The sequence below is a fragment of the Streptomyces sp. NPDC059852 genome (assembly GCF_042731455.1).
GTDB lineage: Bacteria > Actinomycetota > Actinomycetes > Streptomycetales > Streptomycetaceae > Streptomyces.
The window spans coordinates 145786-163790 of sequence record NZ_JBHWJK010000014.1 but is presented as its reverse complement, the minus strand read 5'-3'; the positions used below and the strand labels follow the sequence as shown (position 1 = coordinate 163790).

General features: G+C 73.2%; 13 protein-coding genes. 11 read left to right on the top strand and 2 right to left on the bottom strand.

Annotated features, from left to right (window positions below; all coding sequences use genetic code 11):
* The first annotated feature begins 131 nt into the window (after nucleotides 1-131).
* From ACFV46_RS19900 to ACFV46_RS19870, 7 genes are all read left to right on the top strand, one after another.
* Nucleotides 132-1667, top strand: a complete 1536-nt coding sequence (locus tag ACFV46_RS19900) for a leucyl aminopeptidase (protein WP_385499027.1) — start codon at nucleotides 132-134, stop codon at nucleotides 1665-1667.
* Between the two features lie 255 nt (nucleotides 1668-1922).
* Complete coding sequence (gene lpdA, locus ACFV46_RS19895) at nucleotides 1923-3311, top strand: dihydrolipoyl dehydrogenase (protein ID WP_361934701.1); 1389 nt, start codon at nucleotides 1923-1925, stop codon at nucleotides 3309-3311.
* 76 nt (nucleotides 3312-3387) lie between these two features.
* Nucleotides 3388-5184, top strand: a complete 1797-nt coding sequence (gene sucB, locus ACFV46_RS19890; RefSeq protein ID WP_385499026.1) for a 2-oxoglutarate dehydrogenase, E2 component, dihydrolipoamide succinyltransferase — start codon at nucleotides 3388-3390, stop codon at nucleotides 5182-5184.
* 281 nt (nucleotides 5185-5465) lie between these two features.
* Complete coding sequence (locus ACFV46_RS19885) at nucleotides 5466-6089, top strand: GntR family transcriptional regulator (protein WP_361934706.1); 624 nt, start codon at nucleotides 5466-5468, stop codon at nucleotides 6087-6089.
* A gap of 260 nt (nucleotides 6090-6349) precedes the next feature.
* Nucleotides 6350-9052, top strand: coding sequence for a pyruvate dehydrogenase (acetyl-transferring), homodimeric type (gene aceE, locus ACFV46_RS19880; protein ID WP_385499024.1), 2703 nt, complete (start codon nucleotides 6350-6352; stop codon nucleotides 9050-9052).
* Nucleotides 9053-9131: 79 nt separating this feature from the next.
* Nucleotides 9132-10121: a WYL domain-containing protein gene (locus tag ACFV46_RS19875; RefSeq protein ID WP_361934711.1), complete on the top strand. Its 990-nt coding sequence runs from the start codon at nucleotides 9132-9134 to the stop codon at nucleotides 10119-10121.
* A 56-nt stretch (nucleotides 10122-10177) separates the two neighbouring features.
* Nucleotides 10178-10696, top strand: coding sequence for a DUF4240 domain-containing protein (locus tag ACFV46_RS19870; RefSeq protein ID WP_361934773.1), 519 nt, complete (start codon nucleotides 10178-10180; stop codon nucleotides 10694-10696).
* Here ACFV46_RS19870 and ACFV46_RS19865 read toward each other — a convergent pair.
* The gene (locus ACFV46_RS19865) at nucleotides 10686-11492 is read right to left on the bottom strand and encodes a peptidoglycan recognition protein (RefSeq protein WP_361934714.1); all 807 of its coding nucleotides are present in this window, start codon (nucleotides 11490-11492) and stop codon (nucleotides 10686-10688) included. The genes ACFV46_RS19870 and ACFV46_RS19865 overlap by 11 nt on opposite strands.
* Before the next feature lie 200 nt (nucleotides 11493-11692).
* On the opposite strand from ACFV46_RS19865, the gene ACFV46_RS19860 reads away from it, so the two are divergent.
* The 3 genes from ACFV46_RS19860 (at nucleotide 11693) to ACFV46_RS19850 (ending at nucleotide 15348) form a co-directional block, all read left to right on the top strand.
* Nucleotides 11693-12877, top strand: a complete 1185-nt coding sequence (locus ACFV46_RS19860; RefSeq protein ID WP_385499023.1) for a MarP family serine protease — start codon at nucleotides 11693-11695, stop codon at nucleotides 12875-12877.
* 37 nt (nucleotides 12878-12914) lie between these two features.
* Nucleotides 12915-13820 carry a TIGR01777 family oxidoreductase gene (locus ACFV46_RS19855; RefSeq protein WP_385499022.1) on the top strand — a complete coding sequence of 302 codons (906 nt, stop codon included), beginning with the start codon at nucleotides 12915-12917 and terminating at the stop codon, nucleotides 13818-13820.
* A gap of 172 nt (nucleotides 13821-13992) precedes the next feature.
* A complete protein-coding gene (locus ACFV46_RS19850) occupies nucleotides 13993-15348 on the top strand; it encodes an NAD(P)/FAD-dependent oxidoreductase (RefSeq protein WP_361934723.1) in 1356 nt (451 codons plus the stop codon).
* 37 nt (nucleotides 15349-15385) lie between these two features.
* Here the strand turns inward: ACFV46_RS19850 and ACFV46_RS19845 are convergent, their stop codons facing one another.
* Nucleotides 15386-16822: a regulator gene (locus ACFV46_RS19845; RefSeq protein WP_361934726.1), complete on the bottom strand. Its 1437-nt coding sequence runs from the start codon at nucleotides 16820-16822 to the stop codon at nucleotides 15386-15388.
* A 281-nt stretch (nucleotides 16823-17103) separates the two neighbouring features.
* Here ACFV46_RS19845 and lipB point away from each other — a divergent pair, with 281 nt between their 5' ends.
* A complete protein-coding gene (gene lipB, locus ACFV46_RS19840; protein ID WP_376730159.1) occupies nucleotides 17104-17901 on the top strand; it encodes a lipoyl(octanoyl) transferase LipB in 798 nt (265 codons plus the stop codon).
* The last annotated feature ends 104 nt before the right edge of the window (nucleotides 17902-18005 follow it).

Genomic DNA, 18005 nt, shown 5'->3' with positions numbered 1-18005 from the left:
TTCGTGCCGTACCGGGGAAGGCCCCGCTGACACCCGCACCGCCAGGTCGGAACTAGGGTCGGCCCTCGAGCCCGGCCGACCCACACCTTTCGGCCACCGCAACTTCACATCGGAAGCGAGAAATCACCACCGTGACTGCTCTGACTCTCAGCACCGCCGCGGCGCCCGGCCTGCGCGCCGACGCGCTCGTGATCGGTGTCGCCAAGGGCTCCGGCTCCAAGGGCGCGGGCCTGGTCGTCGCCCCCGGCGCCGAGGCCGTGGACCAGGCGTACGACGGCAAGCTCGCCGGCGTCCTGGAGACCCTCGGCGCCTCCGGCTCCGAGGGCGAGGTGACGAAGCTCCCCGCCCCGTCCGGCTTCAAGGCCCCGGTCGTCGTGGCCGTCGGCCTCGGCGCACTGCCCGGGGACGAGGAGGCCGGCTTCGAGGGCGAGGCCCTGCGCAAGGCTGCCGGTGTGGCCGCGCGCGCCCTCGCCGGGTCCAAGAAGGCCGCGTTCGCGCTGCCGCTGGCCGACGCCGCCGACCTCGGCGCGATCGCCGAGGGCGTCCTGCTGGGCGCCTACTCCTTCGACGCGTACAAGGACGGCTCCGGGGCGCGCAAGAACGGCAAGGCGCCCCTGGCCGAGGCCGCGCTGCTCGGCGCCAAGCCCCGCGACAAGGCGCACAAGGCCGCCCTCGAGCGCGCCACGGCCGTCTCCGAGGAGCTGAACCGCGCCCGCGACCTCATCAACACCCCGCCGAACGACCTCAACCCCGAGTCGTTCGCCGCGATCGCCACGGCGGCCGCCAAGGAGCACGGCATCAAGGTGCAGGTGCTCGACGAGAAGGCGCTCGCCAAGGGCGGCTACGGCGGCATCCTGGGCGTCGGCGCCGGTTCCGCCGCCGGCCCGCGCCTGGTGAAGCTGACGTACACGCACTCGCGCAACGCCAAGCACCTCGCGCTCGTCGGCAAGGGCATCACCTACGACTCGGGCGGCATCTCGCTGAAGCCGGCCGGGCACAACGAGACGATGAAGTGCGACATGAGCGGTGCCGCCGCCGTGTTCGCCGCCGTCGTCGCCGCCGCGCGCCTCGGCCTCGAGGTCAACGTCACCGGCTGGCTGGCGCTGGCCGAGAACATGCCCTCCGGCTCCGCCACCCGTCCCGGTGACGTCCTGCGCATGTTCAGCGGCAAGACCGTCGAGGTCCTCAACACCGACGCCGAGGGCCGCCTGGTCCTGGCCGACGCGCTGTGGGCGGCCTCCCAGGAGAAGCCGGACGCCATCGTGGACGTGGCGACGCTGACCGGCGCGATGGTGCTGGCGCTCGGCAGCCGCACCTTCGGCGTGATGGCCAACGACGACGCGTTCCGCGCGGCCGTCGTGGAGGCCGCCGAGGAGGTCGGCGAGGCGTCGTGGCCGATGCCGCTGCCGGAGCACCTGCGCAAGGGCATGGACTCCCCGACCGCCGACATCGCCAACATGGGCGAGCGGATGGGCGGCGGCCTCGTCGCCGGTCTCTTCCTGCGCGAGTTCGTGGGCGAGGGCATCACCTGGGCGCACCTCGACATCGCGGGCCCGGCGTTCAACGAGGGCGGCCCGTTCGGGTACACCCCCAAGGGCGGCACGGGCTCCGCGGTGCGGACGCTGGTGCGGCTGGCCGAGCTGACGGCCGCGGGCGACCTGGGCTGACACCCGGTTCCCGGCCGACGGGGCCTCGCACGCGGGTAGGGCGAGGCCCCGTCGCCGTCCGGTCCGGGGGCCGCCGGACGGCGCCGAGTGGGACGTCTCACACACAGGCCCGGCGTCTCGTTCGGTGTGGACAAGTGCGAAGATGGGGCTCGGCAGGACAGGGCCCCACCAAGGGCCGAAAGAACGAGCGGCCGGACACCAGCCGCCGACCGGTCACTGGAGACCGGCGTGGCGCACATGCATGGAGGACGTGACGTGGCGAACGACGCCAGCACCGTTTTCGACCTAGTGATCCTCGGCGGTGGTAGTGGCGGTTACGCCGCGGCCCTGCGCGGAGCGCAGCTGGGCCTGGACGTCGCCCTGATCGAGAAGGACAAGGTCGGCGGCACCTGCCTGCACCGGGGATGCATCCCCACCAAGGCCCTGCTGCACGCGGGCGAGATCGCCGACCAGGCCCGCGAGAGCGCGCAGTTCGGCGTGAAGGCCACCTTCGAGGGCATCGACATCGCCGGCGTCCACAAGTACAAGGACGGCGTGATCGCCGGTCTGTACAAGGGACTGCAGGGCCTCGTGGCCTCCCGCAAGGTGACGTACATCGAGGGTGAGGGCCGACTGTCCTCCCCGACCTCCGTCGACGTGAACGGGCAGCGTGTCCAGGGCCGCCACGTGCTGCTCGCGACCGGCTCCGTGCCGAAGTCGCTGCCGGGCCTGGACATCGACGGCGACCGGATCATCTCCTCCGACCACGCCCTCGTCCTGGACCGCGTGCCGAAGTCCGCGATCATCCTGGGCGGCGGCGTCATCGGCGTCGAGTTCGCCTCGGCGTGGAAGTCGTTCGGCGCCGACGTCACCGTCATCGAGGGCCTCAAGCACCTCGTCCCGGTCGAGGACGAGAACAGCTCCAAGCTCCTGGAGCGCGCCTTCCGCAAGCGCGGCATCAAGTTCAACCTGGGCACCTTCTTCCAGAAGGCCGAGTACACCCAGGACGGCGTCAAGGTCACCCTCGCCGACGGCAAGGAGTTCGAGGCCGAGGTGCTGCTGGTCGCCGTCGGCCGCGGCCCGGTCTCGCAGGGCCTCGGCTACGAGGAGCAGGGCGTCGCGATGGACCGCGGCTACGTCCTCGTCGACGAGTACATGCGCACCAACGTGCCGACCATCTCCGCCGTCGGTGACCTCGTCCCGACCCTCCAGCTCGCGCACGTCGGCTTCGCCGAGGGCATCCTGGTGGCCGAGCGGCTGGCCGGCCTGAAGACCGTCCCGATCGACTACGACGGTGTCCCCCGCGTGACCTACTGCCACCCCGAGGTCGCCTCCGTCGGCATCACCGAGGCCAAGGCCAAGGAGATCTACGGCGCGGACAAGGTCGTCGCCCTGAAGTACAACCTCGCGGGCAACGGCAGGAGCAAGATCCTGAACACCGCCGGTGAGATCAAGCTCGTCCAGGTCAAGGACGGCGCCGTCGTCGGCGTCCACATGGTCGGCGACCGTATGGGCGAGCAGGTCGGCGAGGCCCAGCTGATCTACAACTGGGAGGCGCTGCCGGCCGAGGTCGCCCAGCTCATCCACGCCCACCCGACGCAGAACGAGGCGCTCGGCGAGGCGCACCTGGCGCTGGCGGGCAAGCCGCTGCACGCGCACGACTGACCCTCGGCCGACGAAGCGACTCCGCGTCCCAGCGACGCCCACAGACTTCCGCAATTCGTAAGGAGCAACCGAAACCATGGCGGTTTCCGTAACCCTTCCGGCGCTCGGCGAGAGCGTCACCGAGGGCACTGTCACCCGCTGGCTGAAGGCCGAGGGTGAGCGCGTCGAGGCCGACGAGCCGCTGCTCGAGGTCTCCACCGACAAGGTCGACACCGAGATCCCCTCCCCCGCGTCCGGCGTCCTGTCCTCCATCAAGGTCGCCGAGGACGAGACGGTCGAGGTCGGCGCCGAGCTGGCCGTGATCGACGACGGCAGCGGCACCCCGGCCGCCGCCCCGGCCCCGGCCGCCGAGCCCGAGCCCGAGCCCGCCGCGGCTCCGGAGCCGGCCGCCGCCGCGCCGTCCACCGAGCAGGCCGCCCCGGCGCCCGCCCCGACCGCCGAGGCCGCGTCCGGCGGCGGCTCCGCCGAGGGCACGGACGTCGTCCTGCCCGCGCTCGGCGAGTCCGTCACCGAGGGCACGGTCACCCGCTGGCTGAAGTCGGTCGGCGACTCCGTCGAGGCCGACGAGCCGCTGCTCGAGGTCTCCACGGACAAGGTCGACACCGAGATCCCCGCGCCCGCGTCCGGCACCCTGCTGGAGATCGTGGTGGGCGAGGACGAGACGGCCGAGGTCGGCGCCAAGCTCGCCGTCATCGGTGCCGCGGGTGCCGCCCCGGCGGCCGCCCCGGCGCAGGAGGCCCCGGCCCCCGCCGCGGCTCCGGCTCCGGCCCAGCCCGCCGCGCCCGCCCCGGCCCCCGCCGCTCCGGCCGCGCCCGCCGCTGCCGCCCCGGCTCCGGCCCAGCCCGCCGCCCCGGCCCCCGCTCCGGCGGCCCCGGCCGCTCCGGCTCCGGCTCCGGCCAAGGCCCCGGCGGCTCCCGCCGCTCCGGCCGCGCAGGCGACCGACGAGGGCGCCTACGTCACCCCGCTGGTGCGCAAGCTCGCCGCCGAGCACGGCGTCGACCTGGGCTCCGTCAAGGGCACCGGCGTCGGCGGCCGTATCCGCAAGCAGGACGTCATCGCCGCCGCCGAGGCCGCCAAGGCCGCCACCGCCGCGCCGGCTCCTGCCGCCGCGGCCCCGGTCGCCAAGAAGGCGCCGACCCTGGAGGCCTCCCCCCTCCGCGGCCAGACCGTCAAGATGCCGCGCATCCGCAAGGTCATCGGCGACAACATGGTCAAGGCGCTGCACGAGCAGGCGCAGCTGTCCTCGGTCGTCGAGGTCGACGTCACCCGCCTGATGCGCCTGCGCGCCCAGGCCAAGGACTCCTTCGCCGCGCGCGAGGGCGTCAAGCTCTCCCCGATGCCGTTCTTCGTGAAGGCGGCGGCCCAGGCGCTGAAGGCCCACCCGGTCATCAACGCCAAGATCAACGAGGCCGAGGGCACGATCACCTACTTCGACTCCGAGAACGTCGGGATCGCGGTGGACTCCGAGAAGGGCCTGATGACCCCGGTCATCAAGCACGCCGGCGACCTCAACATCGCGGGCATCGCCAAGGCCACGGCGGAGCTGGCGGGCAAGGTCCGCGGCAACAAGATCACGCCCGACGAGCTGTCCGGCGCGACCTTCACCATCTCCAACACCGGTTCGCGCGGTGCGCTCTTCGACACGATCATCGTGCCGCCGGGCCAGGTCGCGATCCTCGGCATCGGTGCCACAGTCAAGCGCCCGGCGGTCATCGAGACCGAGGAGGGCACGGTCATCGGCGTCCGCGACATGACGTACCTGACCCTGTCCTACGACCACCGCCTGGTGGACGGCGCCGACGCGGCCCGTTACCTGACGGCGGTCAAGGCGATCCTCGAGGCCGGCGAGTTCGAGGTCGAGCTCGGCCTCTGATCCTCACTGTTCGGCAGTACGGCGCCCCGCCCGGATCGATTCCGGACGGGGCGCCGCTCTGTACCCGGGCGCGAACGCCCCTCCAGGGGAGTGGGGAACCGCGCGACCGGCCCCGACGCACCCGTACCCGCCCGGCGGCACCCGCGCACCGAGCTCGTGGGCGCCCCATCCATCACCGCGTGTGCGCCTCGTCTCACCTGCACCAAAGCACCGTCGTCGGCCCTCCCCGCGGAGCGCAACCGCCGTATTGTCTAAACGTCAACGCGCCCTAAGGAGCTCTCATGACCGCCCCCGTCATCCACTCGCTGCGCGAACAGATCCGCGAGCACATCCTCGAGGGGATCATCAGCGGGCGCTGGCAGCCGGGCGAGCGGATCGTCGAGCGGCGCATCGCCACCGAGCTGGAGGTCAGCCAGACCCCGGTCCGGGAGGCACTGCGCGAGCTGGAGTCGCTGCGGCTGATCGAGTCCGCCCCCAACAAGGGCGTACGGGTGCGGAACCTGACCGCGGGCGACCTGGAGGAGAGCTACCCCGTCCGGGCCGGCCTCGAGGCCATCGCCGCGGAGCTGGCCGCCGACGCCCTCGCCGAGGACTGCTCCGCGCTGGAACCGCATGTGGCGGCGCTGTACGAGGCCGACCGGGACGCCGACGGCACCGGTCAGGTGCGGCACACGGTGGGCTTCCACCGCGAGCTGGTGCGGGCCGCGGGCAACTCGGTGCTGCTGCACACCTGGGAGGGCCTCGGCATCGAGGTCTTCACGGCTCTGTCCATCCGCTGGCTCGGCACCGTTCAGCAGTCGTACGCCGAGGAGCACGAGGAGCTGGTCCAGGCGTTCCGCCGGCGGGATCCGAGGATCGCGGAACTGGTGAAGGCGCATGTGCTCGGCTGCGCCCCGCGGGCCTGATCGACAGTCGAGCATCACCCCGCTCACCTGCGGAAATCCTTCGAAAACACGGCACCGGGTGCCATCCACCGAGGCACCGCATGCCTACTTTCCCCGGAACGCGATGTTTTACCCGGGAACCCTTTGATCGATCATCGATCAGGGAGTTATTGTCACCGCTGGACCTCCACCGAGGTCACCGCCCTGTCCTGCCAAAGACAAAGGGCAACCCCGAACCCTTGCCGATGAGGGAACCCCCTTCGACTGAGGAAGGCGGCGACATGACCGACCCCAACGCCATCCGGCCGAGCGCGCTCGACCAGCTCCCGGACCGTGACCCGGAGGAGACCGCCGAGTGGCAGGCCTCGCTGGACGCGGTCGCCGAGGCGGCCGGCCCGCACCGTGCGGCGTACCTGATGCGCCGGACGCTGGAGCGGGCCGAGGGCACCGGCATCGCGCTGCCGAAGCTCCTCGAGACCGACTACGTCAACACCATCCCGACCGCCGGTGAGCCCGCCGTGCCCGGTGACGAGGAGATGGAGCGCCGGATCACCGCGTGGAACCGCTGGAACGCGGCCGCGATGGTGACCCGCGGCGCCAAGCACGGCGTGGGCGGCCACATCGCCACCTTCGCCTCCGCCGCCTGGCTCTACGAGACCGGCTTCAACCACTTCTTCAAGGGCAAGGAGGGCGACGGCAGCGGCGACCAGCTCTACATCCAGGGCCACGCCTCGCCGGGCATCTACGCCCGCGCCTTCCTCGACGGCCGCCTCACCGAGCAGCACCTGGACAACTTCCGCCAGGAGGCGGGCGGCAACGGCCTGCCGTCGTACCCGCACCCGCGCCGGCTGCCCTGGCTGTGGGAGTTCCCGACCGTCTCCATGGGCCTCGGCCCGCTGTCGGCGATCTACCAGGCGCGCTTCAACCGCTATCTGACCGCGCGCGGCATCAAGGACGTCTCCTCCTCGCACGTGTGGGCGTTCCTCGGTGACGGCGAGATGGACGAGCCGGAGTCCACGGCCGCCCTCGCACTCGCCTCCCGCGAGGGTCTGGACAACCTGACCTTCGTCATCAACTGCAACCTGCAGCGCCTCGACGGCCCGGTCCGCGCCAACTTCAAGATCGTGCAGGAGCTGGAGGCCCAGTTCCGCGGCGCCGGCTGGAACGTGGTCAAGACGCTGTGGGGCACCGCCTGGGACGAGCTGTTCCAGCTCGACACCACGGGCGCGCTCGTCCGCCGGCTGCGCGAGGTACCGGACGCGCAGGTGCAGACGTACCAGACGCGCGACGCCGCCTACATCCGCGAGGACTTCTTCGGCAAGGACCCGGCGCTCGCCGAGATGGCGAAGCTGCTGAGCGACGACAAGATCCTCGAGTGCTTCCACCTCTCCCGCGGTGGCCACGAGGCGCGCAAGGTGTACGCCGCCTACAAGGCCGCCGTCGAGTTCAAGGGCGCGCCGACCGTGATCCTGGCCCAGACGGTCAAGGGCCACACCCTGGGCGAGGGCTTCGCCTCGAAGAACGCCAACCACCAGATGAAGAAGCTGACGGTGGACGAGTTCAAGGCGATGCGTGACCGCCTCGAACTGCCCATCAAGGACAGCGACTTCGTCGACGGCGTGGTGCCCTACGGCCACCCGGGCGCCGACGCGCCCGAGGTCCGTTACCTCCAGGAGCGCCGCGCGGCCCTCGGCGGTCCCGCCCCGGCCCGCCGTCTGCACCCGGTGGCCCCGCTGCCGGCCCCCGCCGACAAGGCGTTCGCCGCCTTCGACAAGGGCTCCGGCTCGCAGAACGTGGCCACCACCATGGCGTTCGTCCGCCTGGTCAAGGACCTGGTCCGCGACAAGGAGACCGGCCGGCGCTGGGTGCCGATCGTCCCCGACGAGGCGCGCACCTTCGGCATGGAGAGCCTCTTCCCGTCCCTCGGCATCTACTCGCCGAAGGGCCAGACGTACGAGCCGGTCGACCGCGACCAGCTGATGTACTACAAGGAGGCGAAGAACGGGCAGATCCTCAACGAGGGGATCACCGAGGCCGGTTCGATGGCCGACTTCATCGCCGCCTCGACGTCGTACGCGACGCACGGCGAGGCGATGATCCCGTTCTACATCTTCTACTCGATGTTCGGCTGGCAGCGCACGGCCGACCAGATGTGGCAGCTCGGCGACCAGCTCGGCCGCGGCTTCCTCGTCGGCGCGACGGCCGGCCGCACCACGCTGACCGGTGAGGGCCTGCAGCACGCCGACGGCCACTCCCCCGTCATCGCGGCGACCAACCCGGCGGCGCTGACGTACGACCCGGCCTTCGCCTACGAGGTCGCGGCCATCGTCAAGGACGGTCTGCGCCGGATGTACGGCGAGGCGGCCCCCGGCGAGGACCAGGACGTCTTCTACTACCTGACCGTCTACAACGAGCCGCTGCCGCAGCCCGCGAAGCCCGCCGTGGACGGCATCGACCAGGGCATCGTCAAGGGCCTGTACCGCTTCAACACGGCGGAGTCGGCGGGGCTGTCCCCGGCGGCGAACGCCCCGCGCATCCAGCTGCTGGGCTCCGGCACCGCGATCCACTGGGCGCTCAAGGCGCAGCAGCTGCTCGCCGAGGAGTGGGGCGTGGCCGCCGACGTGTGGTCCGCGACCTCCTGGACGGAGCTGCGCCGCGACGCGCTGGAGGCCGACGCGGCCCTCCTGCGCGGCGAGGAGCGGACCCCGTACGTCCGTCAGGCGCTCCAGGGCGCCGAGGGCCCGGTGCTCGCGGTCTCCGACTACATGCGCCAGGTCCCGGACCAGATCGCGCAGTGGGTCGAGCAGGACTGGTCCTCGCTCGGCGCCGACGGCTTCGGTCTCTCCGACACCCGTGACGCGGCCCGCCGCCACTTCGGGGTCGACGCCGAGTCGATCGTCGTCGCGGCCCTGGCCCAGCTCGCCAGGCGCGGCGAGGTCAAGGCCACCGCGGTGAAGGAAGCCCGCGAGAAGTACGGCCTGTAGGCGGCCGGGACGACTGGACGAAGGGGCACGGCGCTCGCCGTGCCCCTTCGCTGTCGGTGGGCCCCGGCATGATGACCGTATGCGTGCCGCTCGTCTGATCAAGATGGTCCTGTTGCTCCAGTCCCGGCCCTCCATGACCGCCGCCGAGCTGGCGCGGGAGCTGGAGGTGTCCGAGCGGACGGTCACCCGGGACGCGCAGGCGCTGTCGGAGGCCGGTGTCCCGGTCTACGCCGAGCGGGGCCGGGCCGGCGGGTACCGGCTGGTCGGCGGGTACCGGACCCGGCTGACGGGGCTCGCGCGCGGCGAGGCCGAGGCGCTGTTCCTCAGCGGGGTGCCGGGGGCGCTGCGGGAGATGGGCCTCGAGGACGCCGCGTCGGCCGCGCGGCTGAAGGTGTCGGCCGCGTTGCTGCCGTCGCTGCGCGACGCCTCCCGTACGGCGGCCCAGCGCTTCCATCTCGACGCGCCGAACTGGTTCACGGAGCCGAGGACGCCCGGGTTGCTGCCGGCCGTCGCGGAGGCGGTCTGGGACGACCGCCGGATCGTCGCCCGCTACCGGCGCGGGGCGGACGAGGTCGAGCGGGAGCTGGAGCCGTACGGGCTCGTGCTGAAGGCCGGCGTCTGGTACCTGTGCGCCCGGGTCGCCGGGGCCGGCGCGCACCGGGTGTACCGGATCGACCGGTTCACCGCCGTGGACGCCGGTGACGGGCGGTTCGAGCGGGACGAGGCGTTCGACCTGCCGGGGTTCTGGGAGGAGCGCGCCGAGCAGTTCGCGCGGTCGCTCCTGCGCGCCGAGGTCGTCCTGCGGGTGTCCCCCGAGGGGGCGCGCGCCCTGCCGCGCGCCCTCGATCCGCGGGCCGCGCGGGAGGCGCTGGAGGCCGCGGGCGCCCCGGACGAGGACGGCTGGACGACGGTGACCGTCCCGGTGGAGTCCGAGGAGGTCGCCCACGGCCAGCTCGCGGCGCTCGGCCCACGGGTGGAGGTGCTGGCCCCGCGGTCGCTGCGGGAGCGGTTCGCCGCCGACGCGATACGTCTGGCCGCCCTGTACGCCGACCGAGCGCACGCCCCATAACAATCCGTCGCACTCCACGTGCGCCCCACCCGTCCAGGGCCGATGCTTGACCCGTGATGGACGAGACGGAGTTCTGGGATCTGGTGGACGCCACCCGTGAGGCCGCCGAGGACGACCCCGAGGAGCAGGCCGATCTGCTGGTGGAGCGGCTGGTCCAGCTGGACCCGGACGCCGTGCTCGACTTCGCCCGCCACTTCGAGGCCCGCTACAACCGGGCGTACACCTGGGACGTCTGGGGTGCCGCCTGGGTCCTGCTCGACGGGGCCAGCGACGACGCCTTCGACTTCTTCCGCTGCTGGCTGATCGGCCAGGGCCGCGAGGTGTACGAGGGCGCGGTGCACGACCCGGACTCGCTGGCCGAGCTGCTGGACGACTTCGACGAGGAGTTCGACGGCGACGGGGAGGAGCTGGGCTACGCCGCCGACGAGGCGTACGAGCAGCTCACCGGTGCCGTCGCCCCCGACCTCGGTCTGCCGCCGGCACCCGCGGAGCCGTCCGGGACGCCGGTGGACTTCGAGGACGAGCGGGCGCTGGCGGAGCGTTTTCCCCGGCTGTGGGAGCGGTTCAAGGGCTGAGCCGGCCCTGGAGGCGGGCCGCGGTGGCCCGGATCTCCGGGAGGCGGGCGCTGAGGGCGGCGCCGGGACAGGTCGTCGAGTAGCCGTCGTTGTGACCGGCCACGGCGGGCAGCGTGGCGGTGGTGCCGGCGGCGTAGCGGCTGAGGTCGTTGCTGGAGGTCAGCCGTACCTCCGCGCGCGGGTCCGTCCCGGAGAGCCCCAGCTTCCACGCCACGACCGCGGCGATCGCGTCGGTCATCGCCTTGGGGACGGTCACTCCGGCCGTGAAGGTGCCGAGGGCGGCGACGCCCGCGGTGCGGTGGTTGAAGCCCTGGGTGTGGGCGCCGGTGACGGGCTTGTCGGTGCCGCCGGCCCGGCCCTCGTAGATCGTGCCGCAGCGGTCGACGACGAAGTTGTAGCCGAGGTCGTCCCAGTGCCGGCCGCCGGTCTGGCCGGCGTAGAGGTGCTGGATGATGCTCGGCGAGTCGGCGCAGTCGTAGTCGTTGGGCGAGTCGGTGTGGTGGACGAAGACGGCGATCACCTTGTCGTCGTAGCGCGGGGGCGGCTGGGTGTGCAGGCTCTCCTCGTCCAGCCAGACGTCCCGGGGCACGATGGGCGGCCGGGCCGCGTGGTAGGAGGCGGGGCGCGCCGCGACGGGCCGCTTCTCCCGCTCGGCGCCGCGCTCCACGCCGTCGGCACACAGGACGAGCGCGAGCGCGGCGGCCAGTCCCGGTACGCAGCCGAGGACCACGAGGGCTCCCCGTCCCCCGGGGAGACCCCGCACCCGCTCCGCCGTGACCCGTCGGATGGCACGCATGGTCCTACTGTCCGACGGATCGGGTCCGCCCGCGATGTGTGGTGTGACACCGGGTGGAACCATCATCCGGGTCCGGGGCGTTCCTCCAGGTGTACGCAGCGTGGCCGAATCCCGGTGACACGCCGCCGCGCGCTGATCAAGGAGCGCTTCGCACACGTACTAAGAGGTCCTGCTACGAGGTCCTGGAGAAAGGCGGCTCAGTGGACCTGCTCGACATCCTGCTGCTGCTCGTGATGGTGGCCTACGCGGCGTCCGGCTACCGGCGCGGGCTGGTGGCCGGCTGTGTGTCGCTGGCCGGCTTCGTGGGCGGCGCGGCGATCGGCGTGTGGCTGCTGCCGTGGGTGATGGACCTGGTCACTCCGGGCACCACCCGGGCGACGGTGGCCGCGGTGCTGACCGTGCTGCTGCCCGCCGTGCTGGTGCACGAGCTGGCGGGGCGGCTGGCGCTGCGGCTGCGCCGGGAGCTGGACCGCGGGCCGCTGCGGGTGGCCGACGGCATCGGCGGGGCCGCGGCCAACGCGGTGGCGGTGCTGATCGTGTCCTGGGTGGCGGCGAGCGTGCTGGCCGCGTCCTCCTCGCCGCTGCTGACGTCGGCGATCCGGGACTCGCGGCTGCTGGGCGGTGTGCAGGACGCGATGCCGGACACGACTCCGGCCTGGTTCTCGCGGGCCACCTCCGCGCTGACCGAGGCGGGTTTCCCGCAGGTCTTCAACCCGTTCGAGAACGAGTCGACGGCCGAGGTCGCCAGGCCCACGGGCGACAGCGTCACCCCGGCCGCCACGGAGGCCGCCAGGCGCAGCACCGTCAAGATCGAGGGGTCCGCCGGGACGCAGGGCCGCGAGGGCAGCGGGTTCGTGTACGCCCCGCAGCGCGTGATGACCAACGCGCACGTGGTGGCCGGCATCGACCGGCCGGACGTCCGCGTGGGCGGCGTCGGGCCGTCGTACGCGGCGCGGGTGGTGCTCTTCGATCCCCGGCGCGATGTGGCGGTGCTGTACGTGCCGCAGCTGCGCGCCCCCGTCCTGCGTTTCGACACCGATGCCGCGCGCGGCGACTCGGCGGTCGTGGCGGGCTACCCGGAGGACGGCGCGCTGGATCTCCAGGCGGCGACGGTCGCCGGCCGCATACAGGCCACCGGGCAGAACATCTACAACGACGAGACGGTGACCCGCGAGATCTACTCGATCCGCTCCACCGTGCGCCCGGGCAACTCGGGCGGTCCGCTGCTGACCACCGACGGCCGGGTGTACGGGGTGGTCTTCGCCCGCTCCACGACCGACGACGAGACCGGTTACGTCCTGACCGCGGACGAGGTGGCCTCCTCCGCCCGCCGCGCGGCGACGGCGACGGCCCCGGTGGACACGGGGGATGTCGTCACCTCGTGAAGCGGTATCCGGGCGGGTTCCGGGCAGGATGGCGTGCATGGATCTGTCGAGAATCGTGGTCGCCGGTTCCTCCGGGCTGATCGGTGCCGCCCTGGTGCGCTCGCTCGTCGCGGACGGGCACGAGGTGGTCCGGCTGGTGCGGCGGGCGCCCCGCGCGGCGGACGAGGTCCGCTGGGACCCCGACGGTGGCCGGGTGGCGGCCGAGGTGCTCGCCGGGTGCGACGCGGTGGTCAATCTGGCCGGTGCGAACGTGGGGGCGCGGCGCTGGACCGACGCGTACAAGGAGAGTCTGCGGCGCGGCCGGGTGCGGGGCACGGCGGCGCTGGCCTCCGCGATGGCGGAGCTGAAGCCCGGGGAGCGGCCGCGGGTCTTCGTGAACGGCAGCGCGATCGGCTACTACGGCGAGACCGGCGAGCGGGCCGTGGACGAGTCGAGTCCGCCCGGGACGGGTTTCCTGCCGGAGTTGTGCGTGGAGTGGGAGGCCGCGGCGGCGCCCGCGCGGGAGGCGAGGGTGCGGACGGTGTTCGTGCGCACCGGTCTTGTGGTGGCCCGGGAGGGCGGGGCGTGGGGGCGGCTGTTCCCGCTGTTCAGGGCGGGGCTGGGGGGACGGCTCGGGGACGGGCGGCAGTACTGGTCGTTCGTGTCGCTGCACGACGAGGTGGCGGCGATCCGGCATCTGCTGGACGCCGACGACCTGTCGGGGCCGTTCAACGTGACCGCTCCCGAGCCGGTGACGAACCGGGAGATCACCGCGGCCATGGGCCGGGTGCTGCACCGGCCGGCGCTGCTGCCGGTCCCGGCGCCCGTCCTGCGGACCGTGCTGGGCGAGATGGCCGGGGACGTCCTCGGCAGTCAGCGGGTGCGGCCGGCGCGGCTGCTGGAGTCGGGCTTCACCTTCGCGTTCCCGGACATCGAGGGGGCGATCCGGGCGGCCGTGCGGTAGCGCGGCGAGGTCCGACCGGATGTCCGTATGCGACCGCCGTGCGACCGTGCTCTGTCGATGCGCGACTGTCCCTGACCGGTCGCGTCCGTAACCTCGTGCCGAACTCGGGTATTTCCCGGGCCAGTTGGGGGCATGACGTCTCCACCGGCCGCGCAACCTCGAGGAGGGGCACGTGCTTGAGCCCGCGTACCAGGCGGACGTCGTCATCGTGGGAGCCGGGGTCGCCGGGCTCGCCGCGGCGCACCGGCTGACCAGCGCAGGAATATCCACCGCGGTCCTGGAGGCGGCCCCCTGTCCGGGTGGCCGCATGTCGACCGAGAAGATCGACGGCTTCCGGCTGGACCGGATCGGGCAGCTTCTGTCGACGTCGTATCCCGAGCTCCGCCGGACACCGGCCCTGGACGCGCTCGCGCTGCGGTCCTTCGCCCCGGGGGTGCTGCTGCACAGCGACGGGCGCCGGCACCGCGCCGGGGCGCTCACCGGCCCGGCGGGCGCCCGGCGCGCGAGGGGCGCACTCCACGCCGTACGCGCCCTTGCAACCGCCCCCAGGGCCTCCACGGTCCCCCGGCCGCGCGCCGGAGCCCCGCTGGGTACCGCCGTCGACCAGGCGCGCCTCGGCGCCGCGCTCGCCCGGCTGGCCTCGTCGCCCGTCGAACGGCTGCTCAGCCGCCCGGAAGCCCCGGCGGCGCGGGCCCTCGCGGAGCGGGGCATCCCGGCCCGCACGATCGACGGCTTCCTGCGGCCGCTGCTCGCCGCCCTGCTGTACGACCCGGAGCTGACGACGTCCAGCCGGTGCGCGGACCTCGCGCTGCACGCCTTCGCGAGCGGCCGGCTGTGCCTGCCCGAGGGCGGCGCCGAGGCCCTGCCCGACCTGCTGGCGCGCTCGCTGCCGCCGGGCACCGTGCACACCGGGGTGCGGGTGACCTCGATCGCCACGACGGCCGTGACGACCGCCGGGCACGGCGTGATCCGGTGCCGGGCGGTGCTGCTGGCCACCGACGCGCGGACCGCCGGGGAGCTGCTGCCGGGGCTGCGCGTGCCCGGCTTCCACCCGGTGACGGTCCTCCACCACACGATGGACGAGGCACCGGAGACCGGCGCCTCGCTCCTGCTGGACGCCGACCGCGGCGGCCCGGTGGCGCACACGGCGGTGATCAGCCGCGTCGACCCGAGCCGCGCCCCGGCCGGCCGCGCCCTCGTCACCTCGACGGTCCTCGGCACCCCGCCGCCGGACGTCGACACGGCCGTACGGATGCACCTGGCCCGGCTGTACGGCACCTCGACGGCCCGCTGGGAGACGCTGGCCGTGCACCACACACCCGAGGCCGTGCCCGCGATGACCGCCCCGCACGACCTGCGCCGCCCGGTCCGGCTGCTGGCGGGCCTGTACGTGTGCGGCGACCACCGCGACACCAGCACGGTCCAGGGCGCCCTCCACTCGGCCCGCCGCGCCACGACGGCGATCCTGACGGACCTGGGCGCGGCAGGCTCCCTGAACCGCTCAGAACCCTTACGAACGGCCGCCTGAGCCGGACGGACCGGTTACAGGCGACCGCACCGACCCCTCACAGCAACGCGGCGACCCGGTCCCGGTAGCCGCGGACCGGGGCCGCGTCCCGGTAGGGCTCCAGTCTGCGTTCGAAGTCGCGGACGTACTCGATCGCCCGGACGGACCGCATCTCCGCGGCCTGGCCGGCCGCCTCGGCGGCCAGGGCGCACGCCTGGTCGAGTTCGCCGAGGCCGAGGCGGGCGCTGGCCAGGACGAGCCGGCAGAACAGGCGGCTGCGGGCGAAGGCGGGGGCCCTCAGCTGCAAGGAGCGCTCCGCGTGCTGGGCGGCCGCCCGGAACTGCTGGAGGTCCCGGTGGCAGTGCCCGAACTCGTCGGCGAGCTGCGCGTCGTCGAAGAACCGCGCCCAGTGCGGGACGTCGTCGCCGGGGCGGGCGGCCTCCAGGGCGCGCTCGGCCCGGACGAGGGAGGCCGTGCAGGCGCGCACCTCACCGAGCACGCCGTGCCCGCGCGCCTCGCACGCGTGCAGCAGGGCCAGCACCGCCGGCGGGGCTCCGGTGCCGACGCCCTGCTGGGCGACGCGCGCCAGCTGGACGGCCTCCCGGCCGTGCCCGAGGTAGACGGCCTGCCGGCTCATGGTCGCCAGCACGTACGACCCGAACGGCCGGTCCCCGGCGGCCTGGGCCAGCCGCAGCGCCTGCACGAAGTAGCGCTGCGCGAGACCGTGCGCGGCGATGTCGAACGACGTCCAGCCCGCGAGCCGCGTGAGGTCCGCGGCGGCGGCGAACAGCCGGCGGCCGGTCTGCTCGCCGTACGTGCCGCGCAGCATCGGCTCGCACTCGTGCTCCAGGTAGCGCACGAGGGCCTGCCGGGCGTGGCCGCCGCCGTACATGTCGTCCAGGGAGCGGAACAGATCGCCGACCGAGCGCAGCGCGGCGATGTCCCCGCCGGTGACCTTCTGGCCCGGCCCTCGCTCGGCCTGGCCGCGCTGGCGGGGCACCACCGGCCGGCCCGGGACCTGCACCCGGGTGACGGGCTCGCCGCGCGCGACCCTCTCGTCGGCGCGGCCGATCAGCCAGTCCCGGCTGGGCACCACGAGCCCGGCCGGGGTGAACGCGATCTTGCGCAGCTCGGCATGGCTGCCGGAGTCCTTGCGCCACAGGCCGCTGACGATGTCGACGGCCTCCTCGGGGGTCGCGGCGAACTCCAGCCCGGCGTACACGGGCGCGCAGGCGTCCAGGCCGAGGTCCTGGGCGGTGAGCCGGCGTCCGAGGCGCCGGGTGAAGACCTCGGCGATCAGCGCCGGGGTCGTGCCGCGCGGCTGCTGTCCGCGCAGCCAGCGGGTGACCGATGTCTTGTCGTATCTCAGGTCAAGCCCGTGTTCGAGTCCGAGCTGGTCCACCCGGCGGGCGAGACCCGCGTTGGAGAATCCCGCTTCTGCGATGAGCGCGGCGAGCTGTCGATTGGGAGTGCGCTGCGCGGGTCGTTCCGTCATCTGCGGTGCGGTCTCCTGCCTTTCGGGCGTCGCGTTGCCGTACGGCCGCCGAACGCCCGGATTTGCCGGTGAGCAGCCCTTTTGGCCTCTCGAACGGCGCGAATGTAGCGGAGAGTAAGCACCCGATCGCACGTTACCCCGCCCATTCATCCGATCGTGTGAGGATTGCGCCTACGGGCTGACGTGGGCCACGGGAGCCCACTCGAACGGACCGGTCGTACAGTGGCGTAGGCACGCTTCGTGCCTTACGACTTTCCGGTGCTTCTAGGGAGGCGCTTGCCGTGAGTGAGTTGCGGTTCGTCCGCATGGGGTTCGGGGCGGATGCCGTCGAGTACCAGGTGGCGTGGGACGAGCAGCGCCGCGTGCACGCGGCCCGGTTCGCGGACGAGATCGACGACACCGTCCTGCTGCTCGAACACCCCCCGGTGTACACGGCGGGCCGGCGCACCGCCGACAACGAGCGCCCGCTGGACGGCACGCCGGTCATCGACGTGGACCGCGGCGGCAAGATCACCTGGCACGGTCCCGGCCAGCTGGTCGGCTACCCCATCCAGAAGCTCCCCCGCCCGGTGGACGTCGTGGCACACGTACGGCGGCTGGAGGAGGCCCTGATCCGCACCTGCGCGGAGTTCGGCCTGGAGACCACCCGGGTCGAGGGCCGCAGCGGCGTCTGGGTCCTCGGCGACCCCGTGGAGCAGCGCCCGGCACTCGGCGGCCTCTCCCTGGACTTCGACCCCCGCCTGACCGACGAGGAGTTCGACCCGCGGCTGAACGGCCCGGAGTACGCGCCCTCCAACGCCGGCCAGCGGCGCGAGGACCGCAAGATCGCGGCCATCGGGATCAGGGTGGCGAAGGGCGTGACCATGCACGGCTTCGCCCTCAACGTGAACCCGGACAACAAGTGGTTCGACAAGATCATCCCGTGCGGCATCCGCGACGCCGGCGTCGCCTCCCTGGCGGCGGAACTCGGCCGGGACGTCACCATCGAGGAGGTGCTGCCTGTCGTCGAGCGGCATCTGCGGGACGTGCTGGAGAACGCGGACCTCAAGCCGCGGGAGATCGAGAAGGCGACCGTCTGAGTCGGGGAATGGGCCCCGCGGTCACCGGGTTGGCCTGACGGCAGGGCTCAGTAAGCACGGGCGTACCCTGGTGTACGCCGAAGAATCGAAGCACAGGGAGCCGA